Below are 14,446 nucleotides of genomic sequence, written 5' to 3' on the forward strand. Positions count from 1 at the left end.
AGTGACAATCTCATCGCGGCTCATGGGTCCCAGTTTTTGTTGCTCATGCTGTATTTCATCCCGGTCAATATGTACCGATCCTGTTTGCTTGAACGTCAGCAAGTGCAGTCCCATCATCATCAGCGACGCTGCAATACCGGGGACAGCCATATACTTTGCCCAATCCAGCCAGCTCACGCTTAATCCGCTGAAGCCAACGGTGGCAATATTTAACGTCGAGTCGCCAGTCAATAAGATTGTAGAAGTGGCAGTGGTGGCGACAAAAACGGAAAGTCCCAGCGACGCTGCGTCTACTTTGTTCATCCTGGCCCTTTGGATGATGGCGCGTATGAGTGACATCATCAACAGCGCTCGCGGAAAAGGGTGCGGGATGAGAAAACTCAACACGAAGCCGAGTACATAGGTCAAGATAATTAGGCTGCGATATGAAGTAGCATAACGAATCATAAAGAAATACGCCACACGTTGCGCCAATCCTGATTTGGTAACGGCGGCTGCGATCAGAAATGCGCTAATAATGAGCCACATCAACGGCAGAGACCAGATATGGAAAACTACATCCGGTTCAGCCAAACCAAGCAACAAATAGCCTAACAGCATAAGCAGTGTTGAATATGCCGGGGGTACAACATTGAATACCCACCATATCACCGTAAAAAGGGTGACGACAAGCATTTTGCGCCCCGCTAGACTCAGGTCACCGGGAAGCGGCACGAACCACAAGCTGATCGCCAATAAAATGGAGAGGGCCACTCCAATCAGTTTGCGATCCAAATGAAAACCGCGCAAAAAATCCACGCTACGGGCGAAGAATTGAGTCAAGGAAGTCCAACACTTTCTTTACGTTTTGTGGGGTTTCAAATGCAAGGTCAGCATGTCGGGCAGTGGGAAGAAGTTCCAGTGTCACTTTGTCAGCGCCAATCACATCCACCAGTCTGGCAGCCATATTGACTGACTGCTGGTGAGGCACAATATCATCATGTGTTCCGTGTTGAATGAAGAATGGCGGCGCAATGGAGCGGATATAAGTTTCGGGGTTTGCATTGTGTACCAGTTCTGGAATTTTAGTGATCTGCGCACCAAGCAAAAGAGACTCAGGAGAGTTCGCGCTGTTGTGCAAAAATTCCTCTGGCGGCGCAAAACCTGATTCAGTCAATTGCTCATCCATTTTGAGAAAATCTGTCGGACCGAACCAATCCACCACCGCTTGAACATGGCTGGGTTGTTCAGGATTACCCAACGATAGATCTTCCAACTCAGTTGCCCATGCAGAGACGCCCATCATCAGCGAGAGGTAGCCGCCTGCGGATCCACCCCAGGTTGCAATGCGCTGCGGGTCGAATAAATAATTTTTGGCATTCGCGCGAATCCAGCGGATGGCTGCTTTGACATCATGGATCAATGCAGGGAATTTCGCTTCATTGCTCATACGGTAATTAACGCCAACTAAAACATAGTCGTGCTTTAAGCACTCAAGCATGGGAGTCAGTTGAATATCGCGCTTATCGCCGCCCATGAATGCTCCTCCATGAATGGAGATGATCACAGGAAACGGTCCATCGCCTTCTTCGGGCCAATAGACATCCAGCTTTTGAGTTGGGGAAGAATCAGCGTATGCAAGATCAAACATCTTGCGCTTTATATGATCGGTCTTGGCTGGTGGAATTTCAAATGGCAGCGCATAATGTGGTTCGCTCATGGTATATACCTCGATCATTTTATTTACATTGTTATGAAGTGAAAGCTGCGGAAAAACTCAAAATTTTATGCAGCCACTTTCGCGACTGTTTCTTTAGCCTTGCGGTTTTTCTGATAGACATCAAAGGCGACTGCGATCAAAAGAACAGAGCCTTTTACCACTGTTTGCGAAAAATCAGGGAAGGTGGCCAATTGCATAGCATTGTTCAGCACACCAATGATAATGATACCAACCATCAAACCAAAAACGTTGCCTTCACCGCCCTTGAAGCTGACGCCACCCAAAAGTGCAGCAGTGAGGCAGTCAAATTCGAGGCCCTGACCGGTAATGGTCTGGCCGGCAAATACTCTTGACAGCAGCAGAACCGTTGTGATCGATGAGATAAAACCGCAGATCATGAACAAAAGTACTTTCATTCCATTGATATTTACACCTGCAAGGCGGGCTGCCTCTTCATTGCCACCCAACGCAAATACCCGTCGACCAAAGTAAGTCCTGGTCAAGATGAAAGACCCGATCAATGCCACAACGACCATGACGATGACAGGTACAGGGATTCCCCAAACATATCCCTGGCCGAACCAGCGGAAGGAATCAGGGAAACCCATGATATTCCTTGATTGATTGATGATGTAGCCCATGCCCTTAAATATTGCGGAGGTACCCAAAGTAATAATCAGCGGGTGGATCTTTAGTTTAATGCAGAGGAACCCATTGATCGCACCCAACCCGGTTCCGACAAGCAGAATCAGGGGAATTGCGACTGCAGGCTGCAGCTTCCAATCAACCATCATGATTGCCAAAAGGACATTACTAAACACGATCTGGGAGCCGATGGAGAGATCAATACCGCCACTGATCATCACAAACATAAGGCCGACAGCGCTAATTCCTGAAAAGGATACCTGGCGAATCAAGGTCCGAAGATTTCCAAAAGTCATAAAATTTGGAGCCACAAACGAGAAAAGAACCAACAAAAAGACCAGGATCAGAAAAGGCACATTCTTTTTCATGATCGATCCTAATTGACCGCCAAAGTTATTGAAAAAAGTAGATTGATTGTTCATCACTTATTCCTCCAAAAGTTAATGGATCCCCGATGCGAGGTCGAGAAGATAATGCTGATTGAAATTCTCTTTTTGGACTTCTCCAGCCAATTCACCCTCACATAAGACAATGATCCGGTCCGACATACCCAATAATTCTTCCATATCAGAAGAGATCATCAAAATTGCAATTCCATTCTCAGCCAATTCAGTCATCAGATGATAAATTTCCTGTTTGGCACCAACGTCAATTCCGCGGGTGGGTTCATCAAAGATCAATATGTCAGACTCGGCTGCCAAAGATTTGGCAAGCACCACTTTTTGTTGATTACCACCGCTCAGATTGATCACCTGCTGTAATAAGCTGGGAGTTTTAATATTAATACGTTCTTTGTATTTCTGCGCGATCTCATCTTCCTTTTTCGTATTAACCACACCATAATTTGAGATCCGTCGAATGATCGGGAAGCTAATGTTCCATTTGACAGCCATCTCAAGGAACAGCCCCTGGCCCTTGCGATCTTCTGTCAACAATCCAATTTTATGTTGAATTGCATCCAATGGAGAATGTATATTGGCAGGACGTCCGTTGATCAAGATCTCACCGCTTTCCATTGGAGCAGCGCCAAAGAGAAGTTGAGCCAATTCTGTTCGACCGGCACCAACCAATCCGGAGATTCCTAATATTTCACCCTTGCGGACTGAAAATGAGATATTTCGATCGCCATTCCCGGTGAGGTTTTTTACTTCCAAAGCAACTTCACCAGGTGACTTTTTCCGTTGAGGATAACTTTCCTTTAATTCACGTCCAACCATCAGCGTGATCAATTCCTGGCGGTTGGTCTCTGTCGTGTTTTTTGTGGTTACGTAAGCCCCATCACGCATGACACTCACACGATCAGAGATGCGGAAGACTTCTTCCAAACGATGTGAAATATAAATAATTGTCACACCTTTTTGTTTTAACTGGTTAATGATCTTGAACATCAACTCTACTTCTGAAACACTTAATGGAGCAGAGGGTTCGTCCATGATCAATATTTTCACATTCTTCGAGACTGCTTTAGCGATTTCAATGATCTGTTGCTCAGCAATGGATAGATCCTGCACCAGGATACGTGGATCAATTTTTACCCCAAACTGGTCCAGCACCTTGACTGCCTTTTTCTCAATTTCCCTGGCGTTAAATAATGCCGATTTTTCACTTCTTTCACACAAATAAATGTTCTCAGCACATGACAAGGTGGGAACTAAATTGAATTCCTGATAGATCACTTCAACACCAAGGCTCCTGGAAAGCGAAGGTGTCATCTTGGAATATTCATGTCCATTGATTTTAATAAATCCTGAATCGATATCGATAGCTCCTGCCACCGCTTTAATCAACGTCGATTTACCGGCGCCGTTCTCACCTAACAAGGCATGCACCTCACCTTCTTGAAAACTGATCGAGACATTGTTCAGAGCCAGAACACCGGGATATCTTTTGGTGATATTTTCCAGGGATAATACAACCTTGGCATCCATTCGTTTTCACCTCTATCTATGAATGAAGGGCCCCCTACCCTTCATCTTATTTACAAAATGCTTCTTGTTACGGTGCGAGCGTGGTGAAATCGCAGTTGATCGGTTCCAATGCATCATTGATGATATTGGGATATTCGACACCTTGCAGCATCTTCTTGATCTGTTCGTAGGTAGCTACATCAAGAGCGGTTCCACCGATGGCGACAAAACCCTTGTAAGGATCTGCGCAGCTAGTGACGGTTGGGATCATGGAAGGATCCATATCGCCTGCGAAAACGCCGTATTCAGAAATGTCAACGCCTGGCAGCGCCTTGATGGCATTGGCAATACCCTGAGCATGGGCAGCGGATTGGCCGATGAACACTTTGATGTTTGGATTCGCGGTTAATGCATTCTCAGCGGCAGCCTGACCGGCAGGAATGCTGTCCGTTGAAATATCAACATGTGCGACAAGTTTGACCTTGGGGCAGATGTCAGTGATCGTGGAATAACCCTGATCGCGCAAATGCATGCCAACGGAGGAACTCGCGCCACCAATAATGGCGGTTTCAACACTGCCATCGGCAGCAGTTGGGTACCTGGCTTCAATGAAATCGCAAGCCATCTTGGCGACCTTTTGGCCGTCTTCGAGTTGGCTGGTGTGCATAATGGCATCAAAGGGCGCCAGTTTTTGAGGAGGAACACCCATGATCATAATTCCAGCGGCCTTGGCTTCTTCAATAGCTGGCAGCAGCTGATCAATTTCTCCAGCGGCCATGACATACATGAAATCAACTTTCATGGAAATACAGTTCTCGATCTGATCGAACTGTTGGTTCAAACCACCTTCATCAGCGCCGTAGACATTCACAGTCACGCCATCTGCCTTGAATTGTTCTGTAACGGAAGTGGCAACACCGTTCAAAAAAGGATTGGCGAGTGAAGGGATGATATAGCAGACTACTTTGCCATTGATATCAAAGGGTGCTCCGGATTTTGCAGGAACCATGGAAACAACTGTGTCCTCAGCAGGGGCTTCGGTTGCGGCGGACGCATCGGTAGTAACTGCATCAGCAGCGGGCGCAGCGGTCGGGGCAACAGACTTGGCGCCGCAGGCTGTCAACATGATGCTCGCAATCATGAAAACTGCCAGAAGGATGGAAAGTGACTTTTTCATTTGGTTCTTCTCCTTGTTCATTTGAGGGTGATTATGACCATTCAGTTTTTGGTCGTTGTGCCAAGCATACGTTTTCAGTTACGTTAAAGCAATTCAATTTTTGATACAATGTATTCCAAAATGGAATAGGTGCATGAGGTTAATAATATGGAAATGAAAGTGGTTAATTTCTTTCTGACAGTAGCAGAGCTCGGTAGTTTTTCTGCTGCTGCTGATCATCTTTACATTTCGCAATCCTCCCTTTCCAAACAGATCATAGCGTTGGAAAAAGAATTAGGGGTAACGCTTTTTGATCGCAGCAAACGTAGCATTGCACTCACCGAAGCGGGGAAAACATTTAGAAAGCACGCTTATCAGATTAATGAAGAATACAAAGTGATGCTTACTAATCTCAAGGAATACAAGCGCGCGCCCTCACTCTCCATTGTTGCAATTCCGGTAATTGCCCAATATGGAATCACTTCGTATATTGCTCAATTCCAGAGCACTTATCCCAACATCCAGCTTGTAATGGAGGAGCGCGAAGCTTCAACTATTTTGCCCGCATTGAGCGCTCATCAATTTGATCTTGCCTTTATACGCAACAACTATCTTGATATGATGCATTATGAATTACTCGAAGTAAATAGTGATAAGTTCGTGGTTGCGTTGTCTACCAAACATCATTTGGCTGCGCGAACCTCAATCTCCCTGCCTGAACTCACCAACGAAAACTTCATCATGTTCGACAAAGGCACCATTGTCCATGAGCTGGCGGTGGAAGCTTGCCGCAAAGCTGGTTTTGAGCCACGTAACTTTTATGCCAGCCTGCGTGTGGAGAGTATTCTCGGGCTGGTTGCATCCCAGTCTGGTGTTGCACTTATTATGGAAAAAAATTTTCAATATCATAAGCATCCGGATGTGATTGCAATCCCCCTCGTAGAAATTATAGAAAGCAAAATCGTTCTGGCTTACCCGAAAGAAAAAAAACTCTCTGCCCAGGCAAATAATTTTTGGGAGTTTATTCGGGATTATCCGCGATAAAGTGAAGTCAGATACTACATAACATATGGCAGTATGGTGTCAGAAGATGTGAGATAAAAAATAATAGACTGTCTTGACCGATTTATGTTTATGCAGTAACGATATGAGTTGTAAGATCGCGGGTTCATAAAAAGATGGAACTCGCGGTGCGTAATTTTTTTTCACCCCTGTTTTTACGCAAAAATTGGCAAAAAGACAACAAAAAACCGCCTTTTTAGGGCGGTTTTTTCATAAACTCTTGGCGGTCCCGACGGGGAAAGAACCCGTGAAGTGTAACTATTTACCTACTGACTATGAGTTGATTTTGCGTCTCTTTAGGTGCTTTTCCTGTAAAGACTTGCTGATTTTACGTACGGCACTGAGACTGTCAAGCAATTGATGGGGGATTTTGTTAAAGTCGAGACAAATATCCACTCATGTCCACTCGTGTTCAAGAGGAACACTTTTATTACAGGCGAGACGAATACACCCTTGATCCATAAACCTTGTCTAAAAACTTCAGCAATAGATTGGCGAAATTCCCGTCAAAAACTTGGCGGATGAATTAAGTAGCCAGCACAGGTTAAGGAATACACGGCATACTTCAATCAAGAACGACCGCATCAGGGGATTGAACAGCGGATCCCCGATCGGTATGATCAGACAAGATCAAAGCCAACGAAAGGACAGGTCACATCGAAGGCAATCCTTGGGGGACTGCATCATAGCTATTCGCGTGCGACATATCTGAACTGACCTATATCTTTGCAAGTTAAGAAGTAAACGAACAAGGGTGAATACTGTTATCGAAGATCAAGATATGAAATCAAATTGTATTTTGCTGCTTGTGATCGGCCTGTTTTCCTAAAAACGATCGTCCAAATGACCCCAGTGTGTATTCAGAAGATAAACCGAGCCCACCTTGGGTGAAAAGGGGAAATTGACTGACGAAATTTCTGCCTAAAATTCCAAAAAAATCAGATGGATGAGTCAAGTAGCCAGCACAGGCACGCGCGAACACAGCCTCTTTTCCGAAAACTCTCCGAGATAATCAAAAAAGCACAAGCCAAATACCTGTGCCTTTTTGATTCAAACTTATACCGTTTCATATTTCTTCAACCCGTCACGTGCGATCTCTGCCAGTTCTTTCAATGGATGGAGCATTGCCAGCGCGTAGAACACAAACGCAATGCCATAGACAATTCCCTCGGCAGTTCCGCTGAAGATGCTGACCCAAACGAGGACGCTGCCAAGGTTTGCGGTGACCAGGCTGCCCCAGCATCCGCCTAACTGCGGCTTCTCATCTTTTAGGAAGAAGCGGCGGGCAATGTATGGGATGAGGGCAATGCCAAATTGCAGCACCCAGCCATAAATTAAGGCTTGAGGCGCGGTTGATTCGATGGGGCCTGCTTCAAGGATGCCGAGCAGCAAAAATGGTGCCATCATCACGGGCAGCAAAATCCAAATATAGGAAGAGACGAGATGCCATCCGCCCGCGCTGTTCAGGTTTCCGCTTTGCTTTAAGGTGCGGATCATCGACACGAGCAGCACAACGGTGGCAGAGATGTGCAAGACCAAACCCGCCACGGTGGGAGGTAGACTTCCGCCCAGCCACGGGCCAAGGACAAGCCCGAACGCGCCGAGGGTCATACCCCAGAAAATGTATGCGGTTGCATTTTTTGAGGCGAGCGGTTTGCCAGTGACCATTGGGATAAAGTCCACGAGCAAGCCAGCAAAGACCAGTGACATGAAGCCCCATGAGTTAGCATGGATGTGCGCTTCAAGCGGCACCTTGATGTACAGCGCATCGCTCCAGTTGAGGAACAAGCCTGTGCCGATGATGATACCGACCATCAGATAAAAAATACCCGTGATATAAAACTTGAGGCTGACGGGCGCATCGCCGCCGCGAATGTTCCAGAGTTGAAGCATCAGCAAGAGTGCAGCAATAAAGATCAGCGTGCCGCCTGTGAAGATCATCGGGTGGTTCATGCCGCCAAAGCCTGCCACCAACGCCACCAGACCCGCATTGAGCGTGAGCCAAATATCCCAGCGCATGGATGGGCGTACTTTTTTGGAAAGCGAAGCCGTGAGCAATGGCAGCAAACCAAAGACCACCTGCGAGAGAATCCCCAATGTAATGAAGTGAACACGAACCCAGCGCAAGGCAGGGAAGGCGCTAAAAACGCTCATGCTGACGAGTGAAGCATCTGCCGCCGCAAGCAAGGCGACGAAGGTATAAAGCAAAGTAGTGAGTAAGTATGGGATTGGCATTTTTATCCTTTGGTTTCGTTTTTCATTTGTACCACTGCCACGCCCAGCAACACCGTGGCAAGGAATATCGAAAGACCGCCGACCAGCACAAAGTAATAAGGCAAGCCCAGGTACACTTCGCCTAAAATGCCAAGCGGCATGAGCAAGCCCGCCAGCGCCAGCCACGAAGCCCATTTGGCGAGGTTGTCTTTCAATTGCAGTTTCATCAGCAAAAAGCCGAAGACAATGTTAAGCAGCGAGAACAGATTACCATGCACATGCGCGAGCCGTGCTTCAAAATGGACGCCCGTGTTGTAGGATTCGATCCAGGCTTCCTTGCCGGGGGCAAAATCCCGCAGGTAGATCAAGACAAAGCCATAGATCATGAAGGATGCCATCACCCACAGTCCCACGCCGATATTCCACTTGCCAATAGTTGTTTTCATTTTTTCTCCTTTGTAATTATTTTCCGTACCACATGCGGGCGAGCAGGTTATCTTTCAGCATGAATTGATGATAGAGCGCTGCGCCGACATGTAAAAAGACGAGCAGCAATAAAGCAGGCACAATGAAGCCGTGCAACATCCGCGCCGTGAAATCGAAGAAGTCTGCGGGAAGCGGGGAGCTTGAGCTGCCGAAAACAATTGGCACCAGCCCAGCCTGCATCGAAAGAGACATGCCGCTGACCGCCGTCAGAAAGACTAGCAGATACAAGGCATAATGTACCAACTTGCCGATCCGATCGAAGAAGGCATTGCCCGCTGTGGCATGTTCAGGTTTGGGGAGTTTCATGCGTGTGATGAAACGAGTCACGATCACAACCAGTGAGAAAATCCCAACACTCATGTGCAATGCCAGCGACATGAGTTTGTTCGCATCATTCGGCAGCCCGCTCATGGATTTGCCCATCACGAACGCGGCAACTACCAGAAGCACAACCAGCCAATGCAGTGTCACTTGTATGGGATGATATTTTTTAGGGGATGTTTTTGTCATGTTGTTCTCCTTGAAAACTTATTTTGTCTTTTGCGCCGAAGCACGAATCATTGCAAGAATGACCAGCCAGACTGCGAGCCGAAAAATCATTGCCAAAAGGCTTTGAGTTGCCACAACATCACGAAATGCCAGCAACAACAAAACAGTTGCACCCGCATGGACTCCGAAGAAGATCAGCGCAGAAGCCCTCGCATGGCGGCTCTCCCTCCAAAGCAAAATAGCTGGAATGAAAACCGTCAGCGCGCCCATCACAAAGTTATAAACAGGCAGCCAGCCCAGCACAGAGTAGCCGGGATTCCAGCCGCGCATTGCCATGCCGCCCGCAAAGATCGAGAGAGCGCCAACCACAAAAGCAAGCACGCCTGCGGTTTTCAGTTTGGAGATCACGCTTCACCCTTCGCGCCCAAAAACACCACGCGCGTTTTTGCGTTCATGCCACGTTTCGCGCCGCTTGGCACCACCACCGTCACGCCAGGTTTGATCGCAAAAGTTTCATCGCCCACCGTCATCAAACCTTCGCCTTCGAGAAAGTGATACATCGCCGCCTCGCCAGGGTGAACGGGAATTTGCCCGCCTGCCTCCAGCCCAACGACCAGTGACTTGAACTTTGGCGTGTCAATTAAAAACTGCGGCTTGGGTCCATCTGCCGCAAAGACCGCTTTTGATTTTATTTCTGCAAAATAAATTTGACTTGTCTCAGACATATCGTCTCCTTTGATATGCCTGACTTTACTGGAAACCCCCGATTCATACCCCGACTTTTGTCGGGTTTTTCAACCCAATCTTATTCCGCTCTGAATCATTGTCCGTTTCGCCAAACCAACAGCATTCCATAAACCCATCGCCGAAAAATCCCCATTACAATCAGTTTACTTCATAAAATTGGACATATACTGAAGTTACTTCTTATCAATACAATGGATAAACCATGAATCGTAAACCACGTAGCCATATTACGACCTCCCATCACTCAGAATTGGCTGTACTTATTGAACTAATTTCGACGACTCATACATGGCCCGATACACAGAATGTCTTATTCACGGCATTGGAACAAGCTGCAAAACTAGTGAGGGCGGATGGGGCGGAATGCCATCTGGTCAATCTCTCTGGAGAGTTACAATTCACAACACAGTACGATCTGGATCCTGACTTCATGTCTGGCTCTTTGGAGATTAGGTTTCCCCCTGGAACAGGCATTCCTGGTCTGGTATATGCAAGCCAAAGGGCTTTCTTCATCCCTGATATCGAAACCGAAGAAAATTATCAACGGCAGCACTTGGCACAGCAAGCGCGCTATTGCTCTCTGATTTGTATCCCGCTTTCCGGCATGGATTCACTTCTGGGTACATTCATACTGTATTTTAAAAAAGGCATCCAACCAGCTGCGGGTCTCCAAGAAACACTTACCGCCATCGGAAAACAGCTGGGCATTTCAATTGAGCGGGCGCGCCTCTTTCAGCAAACGACAGAACAATTAAAAGAGTTACAGATCCTACAGACCGTGGCAAATGCCTTGAATCGTTCCGCCAACATTCAAGAAGCTTTGGAACGAAGTTTGGAGGCAGTCATCACTGCCATGAACATGCGCTGCGGCTGGGTCGTATTGTTGGATAGCTTCCAAAAAAACCGGCTGGCAGCATCTTACAATCTGCCGCCTGAATTGGATCCTGCCGACTGGTCCGCCATGCGGACCCATTGTCATTGTATTGAGTTACTCCAACTTGGAAAACTGGATGCTGCCATAAAAATTGTTGAATGCCAACAGCTGAAGAGAGTGACAAGTCCCGATTACCCATACCATTCCCACGCCAGTATTCCCATCCGTGCCGGAACCATGCTTTTGGGGAATCTCAATATTGTGCCTCCATCCGGTTCCGCCATTACGATTGAAAATTATCGACTCTTCAATTCCGTTGGTGATCAGATTGGTGTGGCGATAGAACGCGCCCGCCTGTATGAGCAGGCAAAGGAACAGCGTACTCACGAACAGCAAATCCTGCTAGCGCATGGGCAAATGCTCCTGGGAGAACACAATCTGCAAACCCTCCTAGACCAGACCATAAAAGTAGTGTCTGAAGTGTTGCAGGTTGAATATGCGGTGCTGGCTTTGGTTGCCCTGGATGGCAAAATATATTCCTTGAAAACTGGTTTGGGCTTCCCGATCCAAAAAATACAAGCGGCTGTTGACATTCCTCTTGCCGGGAATTCCGCAATATCCCAGTCGATCCGCGCGAAAATACCCGTCGTTATTTCAGATATAAATCTGGAAAAAAGATTGAAAACATACACAGCAGGTCACAATATAAAACTAACATCATCATTGATCGTTCCAATGTTGATAGGCGAAGAAGCTCTTGGCGGTATCGCTGTGTATTCGCAATCGCCGCGACAATGGGGTGAGGATGAAATTCGCCTGCTCTCCCTGCTTGCCAACCAGACAGCCATTGCAATTGAAAATACCCGCTTACTCGAAGCTGAACACACTGCCCGCAGCCATGCAGAAATTCTGCATAGGCAAACAATACAACAGGCTCAGGATCTTATCCTCGCGTATGATACAACCATCGAAGGCTGGTCTCGCGCGCTCGATCTGCGCGACAAAGAGACCGAAGAACATACCCTGCGCGTCACAAACCTGACCCTGAAATTGGCGCGAGCGTTCGGAGTAAACGACGCCGAAATAAAACATATACGGCATGGTGCATTGCTCCATGATATTGGAAAAATGGGCATACCCGATATTATTCTGCGTAAATCAGGAACATTAAATGATGAAGAATGGTCAATGATGCGCCAGCACCCGCAACTTGCCTACGAAATGCTGTTTCCTATTGCTTATTTATTGCCCGCGCTGGATATTCCCTATTGTCATCATGAAAAATGGGATGGCACTGGGTATCCGCGCGGACTACAAGGGGAGGAAATTCCATTGGCAGCGCGTATCTTTGCGGTAGTTGATGTCTTTGACGCGCTGACCAGTGATCGTCCATATCGTCCTGCATGGTCAACGAAAAAAGCCATCAAGCATATCCGTCAACAGGCTGGCTCGCATTTTGACCCAAAAGTTGTGGATGTGTTTTTAAGATTGATCGGAAAGAAATAACAGGTGTTGCGCTTTGCCCGAAGCAATTTCCAATGAATTGGATATGAACTGACACCCATCCCCGCCTCATACCTCGACTGTTATCTGGTTTCTGAACCCAATCTTTATCCATCCCGAAGCATTGCCCGCTCCGCCAAACCTGCGCGATCCAAAATACGGATGTGTTGTTTATCCACCTCGATCAACCTCGCCTTTGTCAACTCACGGATGACACGGCTCAAAACGTCTGGCACAGTCCCAAGACGAGCGGCAAGTTCAGTCTGATTTGTCCAACGGCGGCGTTCGATCGTATCTCCTTCAACAGATTCCAGCAAAAGTTTGGCGAAGCGCGCCTCCACCGTTTTCAACGATAAGTCCGCAGCGAGCGTGACTAACTCGATAATTTTGTCCGCCATGTTCTCGATGATATGCAACGCGGTCTGCGGATGTGCCAGCACAACTTCCTCCAATGACTGGCGGGGAATCAACCAGATACCCGATTCCTCTAATGCCATTGCCGTCGCGGGATTAGGTCGCTTTGCCAGCACGCCGATTTCATTGAATACTTCGCCCGCGTCGATGAACCGTAACACCTGCTCGCGCCCATCGGGGGAAGTCTTCAACACTTTCAACGAACCATATTGCAAATAAAACAAATTTGACTCAACATCCCCTTCCCAGAACACTACCGCTTCAGACGGAAAAACTTTCCATATTGCGCTCTCTGCCAGGCGCTCAAGCGACTCGTCGTCCAGTCCACGCAGGAAGTCAAAGGCTTGGAGTCTTTTGAAGAGAATGCCGGCTTGAGGGGAGTTTTCATTCATTACGAATCTTCCATTCCATCGCGATGCGAAAATTCATGTATATCTCGCAGTGTTGATACTACAACACGCCATGAGGTTTGACACGCCGCCACAATCCGGCGGCAAAAACGATTCCGGCGCCGACTTCGAAGACGCGTCCAGTCAGAAGTGCAATGGGAAACCAAAATTGAAGAATGCCGATTAATATTCCCACATTGATCAATGCAAACGATATCCAGATCAATGGTTTGTTTCCCCTTGATTGACCAATGCTAAAGCGAGGAAAAACCCAAAATGCGACACCCATTGCCAGTTGAACAAGCCAGCCCACCAGCAGAAATTCCATGTGCAGAGGGAATAGATACCAAACGGGCGAATAGAAAGAAATTCCCTTTTGGGCAAGTAGCAGCGCGCCAAATAAGAACCCCAATAAAAGATAGAGCAATGAAGCACGTATGAACCAGACACTTAATCGCGGCATTACTTTTCCTTGACACGTCCCCAACTGTTGGCCACAAACAACAATCCTGCCATGAATTGGATTACTGCTGAAATTACCAGTAGCCATCCGCCGAATGGATTGGGTTGCATAGATTGAATGGGTTCAGCAATCGCTCGCACGAGAAGACCGATATTGAGCAGTGCATACGTCCACCAGCCAAGCGCTTCACTGCCGCGCGGTTTTTCGACCGAATGTTTTGGAAACATCCAAAAGGTCACGCCAAAGATCAATTGCGTCAGCCAGCCAAAGACAAGCAAATGAATGTACACTGGAAATAGACCATTCGTCATGCCCGATGCCAATAGAATGCCAAGTACGAGCGCGAATGCGAGACAGATCATGGCGGTTTTGATAAAAATACGCGTGAGCAATGGCAT

The 14,446-nt window shown here is 47.3% G+C and carries 15 protein-coding genes; 2 read left to right on the forward strand and 13 right to left on the reverse strand.

Going from position 1 to position 14,446, the window contains the following annotated elements:
- The 5 genes from IPI86_RS08595 to IPI86_RS08615 all read right to left on the reverse strand — a co-directional run.
- The coding region (locus IPI86_RS08595) for an SLC13 family permease (protein WP_345297588.1) at positions 1 to 822 on the reverse strand (822 nt) is incomplete at its 3' end.
- Positions 800 to 1,699, reverse strand: coding sequence for an alpha/beta hydrolase (locus tag IPI86_RS08600; protein ID WP_345297589.1), 900 nt, complete (start codon positions 1,697 to 1,699; stop codon positions 800 to 802). The genes IPI86_RS08595 and IPI86_RS08600, both read right to left, overlap by 23 nt.
- A 65-nt stretch (positions 1,700 to 1,764) precedes the next feature.
- The gene (locus tag IPI86_RS08605) at positions 1,765 to 2,766 is read right to left on the reverse strand and encodes an ABC transporter permease (protein WP_345297590.1); all 1,002 of its coding nucleotides are present in this window, start codon (positions 2,764 to 2,766) and stop codon (positions 1,765 to 1,767) included.
- An 18-nt stretch (positions 2,767 to 2,784) separates the two neighbouring features.
- On the reverse strand, positions 2,785 to 4,272 hold the full coding sequence (locus IPI86_RS08610; RefSeq protein ID WP_345297591.1) for a sugar ABC transporter ATP-binding protein: 1,488 nt from the start codon (positions 4,270 to 4,272) through the stop codon (positions 2,785 to 2,787).
- Positions 4,273 to 4,339: 67 nt separating this feature from the next.
- Entirely contained in the window at positions 4,340 to 5,428 is a 1,089-nt protein-coding gene (locus tag IPI86_RS08615) for a substrate-binding domain-containing protein (protein WP_345297592.1), read from the reverse strand.
- Positions 5,429 to 5,575: 147 nt separating this feature from the next.
- On the opposite strand from IPI86_RS08615, the gene IPI86_RS08620 reads away from it, so the two are divergent.
- Positions 5,576 to 6,451 carry a LysR family transcriptional regulator gene (locus tag IPI86_RS08620; RefSeq protein ID WP_345297593.1) on the forward strand — a complete coding sequence of 292 codons (876 nt, stop codon included), beginning with the start codon at positions 5,576 to 5,578 and terminating at the stop codon, positions 6,449 to 6,451.
- Positions 6,452 to 7,525: 1,074 nt separating this feature from the next.
- On the opposite strand, the gene IPI86_RS08625 is transcribed toward IPI86_RS08620, so the two are convergent.
- From IPI86_RS08625 to IPI86_RS08645, 5 genes are read right to left on the reverse strand one after another with little or no spacing between them, the layout of a single operon-like run.
- Entirely contained in the window at positions 7,526 to 8,704 is a 1,179-nt protein-coding gene (locus IPI86_RS08625; RefSeq protein WP_345297594.1) for a hypothetical protein, read from the reverse strand.
- A gap of 2 nt (positions 8,705 to 8,706) precedes the next feature.
- Positions 8,707 to 9,129 (reverse strand): hypothetical protein, encoded by a 423-nt coding sequence (locus IPI86_RS08630; protein WP_345297595.1) that lies wholly within the window; start codon positions 9,127 to 9,129, stop codon positions 8,707 to 8,709.
- A gap of 16 nt (positions 9,130 to 9,145) precedes the next feature.
- Positions 9,146 to 9,679 carry a cytochrome b/b6 domain-containing protein gene (locus IPI86_RS08635; RefSeq protein ID WP_345297596.1) on the reverse strand — a complete coding sequence of 178 codons (534 nt, stop codon included), beginning with the start codon at positions 9,677 to 9,679 and terminating at the stop codon, positions 9,146 to 9,148.
- 18 nt (positions 9,680 to 9,697) lie between these two features.
- Positions 9,698 to 10,066 (reverse strand): hypothetical protein, encoded by a 369-nt coding sequence (locus tag IPI86_RS08640; protein ID WP_345297597.1) that lies wholly within the window; start codon positions 10,064 to 10,066, stop codon positions 9,698 to 9,700.
- Positions 10,063 to 10,383, reverse strand: coding sequence for a cupin domain-containing protein (locus IPI86_RS08645; RefSeq protein ID WP_345297598.1), 321 nt, complete (start codon positions 10,381 to 10,383; stop codon positions 10,063 to 10,065). Before IPI86_RS08645 ends, IPI86_RS08640 begins: the two co-directional genes overlap by 4 nt.
- A 224-nt stretch (positions 10,384 to 10,607) precedes the next feature.
- Here IPI86_RS08645 and IPI86_RS08650 point away from each other — a divergent pair, with 224 nt between their 5' ends.
- Entirely contained in the window at positions 10,608 to 12,785 is a 2,178-nt protein-coding gene (locus IPI86_RS08650) for an HD domain-containing phosphohydrolase (protein ID WP_345297599.1), read from the forward strand.
- Positions 12,786 to 12,889: 104 nt separating this feature from the next.
- On the opposite strand, the gene IPI86_RS08655 is transcribed toward IPI86_RS08650, so the two are convergent.
- Genes IPI86_RS08655 through IPI86_RS08665 form a run of 3 tightly spaced genes read right to left on the reverse strand, consistent with a single transcriptional unit; the run spans position 12,890 to position 14,446 of the window.
- The gene (locus IPI86_RS08655; RefSeq protein ID WP_345297600.1) at positions 12,890 to 13,588 is read right to left on the reverse strand and encodes a Crp/Fnr family transcriptional regulator; all 699 of its coding nucleotides are present in this window, start codon (positions 13,586 to 13,588) and stop codon (positions 12,890 to 12,892) included.
- A 58-nt stretch (positions 13,589 to 13,646) separates the two neighbouring features.
- Positions 13,647 to 14,048, reverse strand: a complete 402-nt coding sequence (locus IPI86_RS08660) for a hypothetical protein (RefSeq protein WP_345297601.1) — start codon at positions 14,046 to 14,048, stop codon at positions 13,647 to 13,649.
- Entirely contained in the window at positions 14,048 to 14,446 is a 399-nt protein-coding gene (locus IPI86_RS08665; RefSeq protein WP_345297602.1) for a hypothetical protein, read from the reverse strand. The genes IPI86_RS08660 and IPI86_RS08665 overlap by 1 nt, the downstream gene beginning before the upstream one ends.

The organism is Candidatus Villigracilis affinis (assembly GCF_016705895.1).
Classification (GTDB): Bacteria; Chloroflexota; Anaerolineae; order Anaerolineales; family Villigracilaceae; genus Villigracilis; species Villigracilis affinis.

Coding starts and splice junctions, on each gene's coding strand:
- IPI86_RS08625 (WP_345297594.1), bottom strand. CDS start 8,704: ATGCCAATCCCATACTTACTCACTACTTTGCTTTATACCTTCGTCGCC.
- IPI86_RS08630 (WP_345297595.1), bottom strand. CDS start 9,129: ATGAAAACAACTATTGGCAAGTGGAATATCGGCGTGGGACTGTGGGTG.
- IPI86_RS08665 (WP_345297602.1), bottom strand. CDS start 14,446: ATGCCATTGCTCACGCGTATTTTTATCAAAACCGCCATGATCTGTCTC.
- IPI86_RS08600 (WP_345297589.1), bottom strand. CDS start 1,699: ATGAGCGAACCACATTATGCGCTGCCATTTGAAATTCCACCAGCCAAG.
- IPI86_RS08655 (WP_345297600.1), bottom strand. CDS start 13,588: ATGAATGAAAACTCCCCTCAAGCCGGCATTCTCTTCAAAAGACTCCAA.
- IPI86_RS08615 (WP_345297592.1), bottom strand. CDS start 5,428: ATGAAAAAGTCACTTTCCATCCTTCTGGCAGTTTTCATGATTGCGAGC.
- IPI86_RS08610 (WP_345297591.1), bottom strand. CDS start 4,272: ATGGATGCCAAGGTTGTATTATCCCTGGAAAATATCACCAAAAGATAT.
- IPI86_RS08620 (WP_345297593.1), top strand. CDS start 5,576: ATGGAAATGAAAGTGGTTAATTTCTTTCTGACAGTAGCAGAGCTCGGT.
- IPI86_RS08635 (WP_345297596.1), bottom strand. CDS start 9,679: ATGACAAAAACATCCCCTAAAAAATATCATCCCATACAAGTGACACTG.
- IPI86_RS08660 (WP_345297601.1), bottom strand. CDS start 14,048: ATGCCGCGATTAAGTGTCTGGTTCATACGTGCTTCATTGCTCTATCTT.
- IPI86_RS08650 (WP_345297599.1), top strand. CDS start 10,608: ATGAATCGTAAACCACGTAGCCATATTACGACCTCCCATCACTCAGAA.
- IPI86_RS08645 (WP_345297598.1), bottom strand. CDS start 10,383: ATGTCTGAGACAAGTCAAATTTATTTTGCAGAAATAAAATCAAAAGCG.
- IPI86_RS08605 (WP_345297590.1), bottom strand. CDS start 2,766: ATGAACAATCAATCTACTTTTTTCAATAACTTTGGCGGTCAATTAGGA.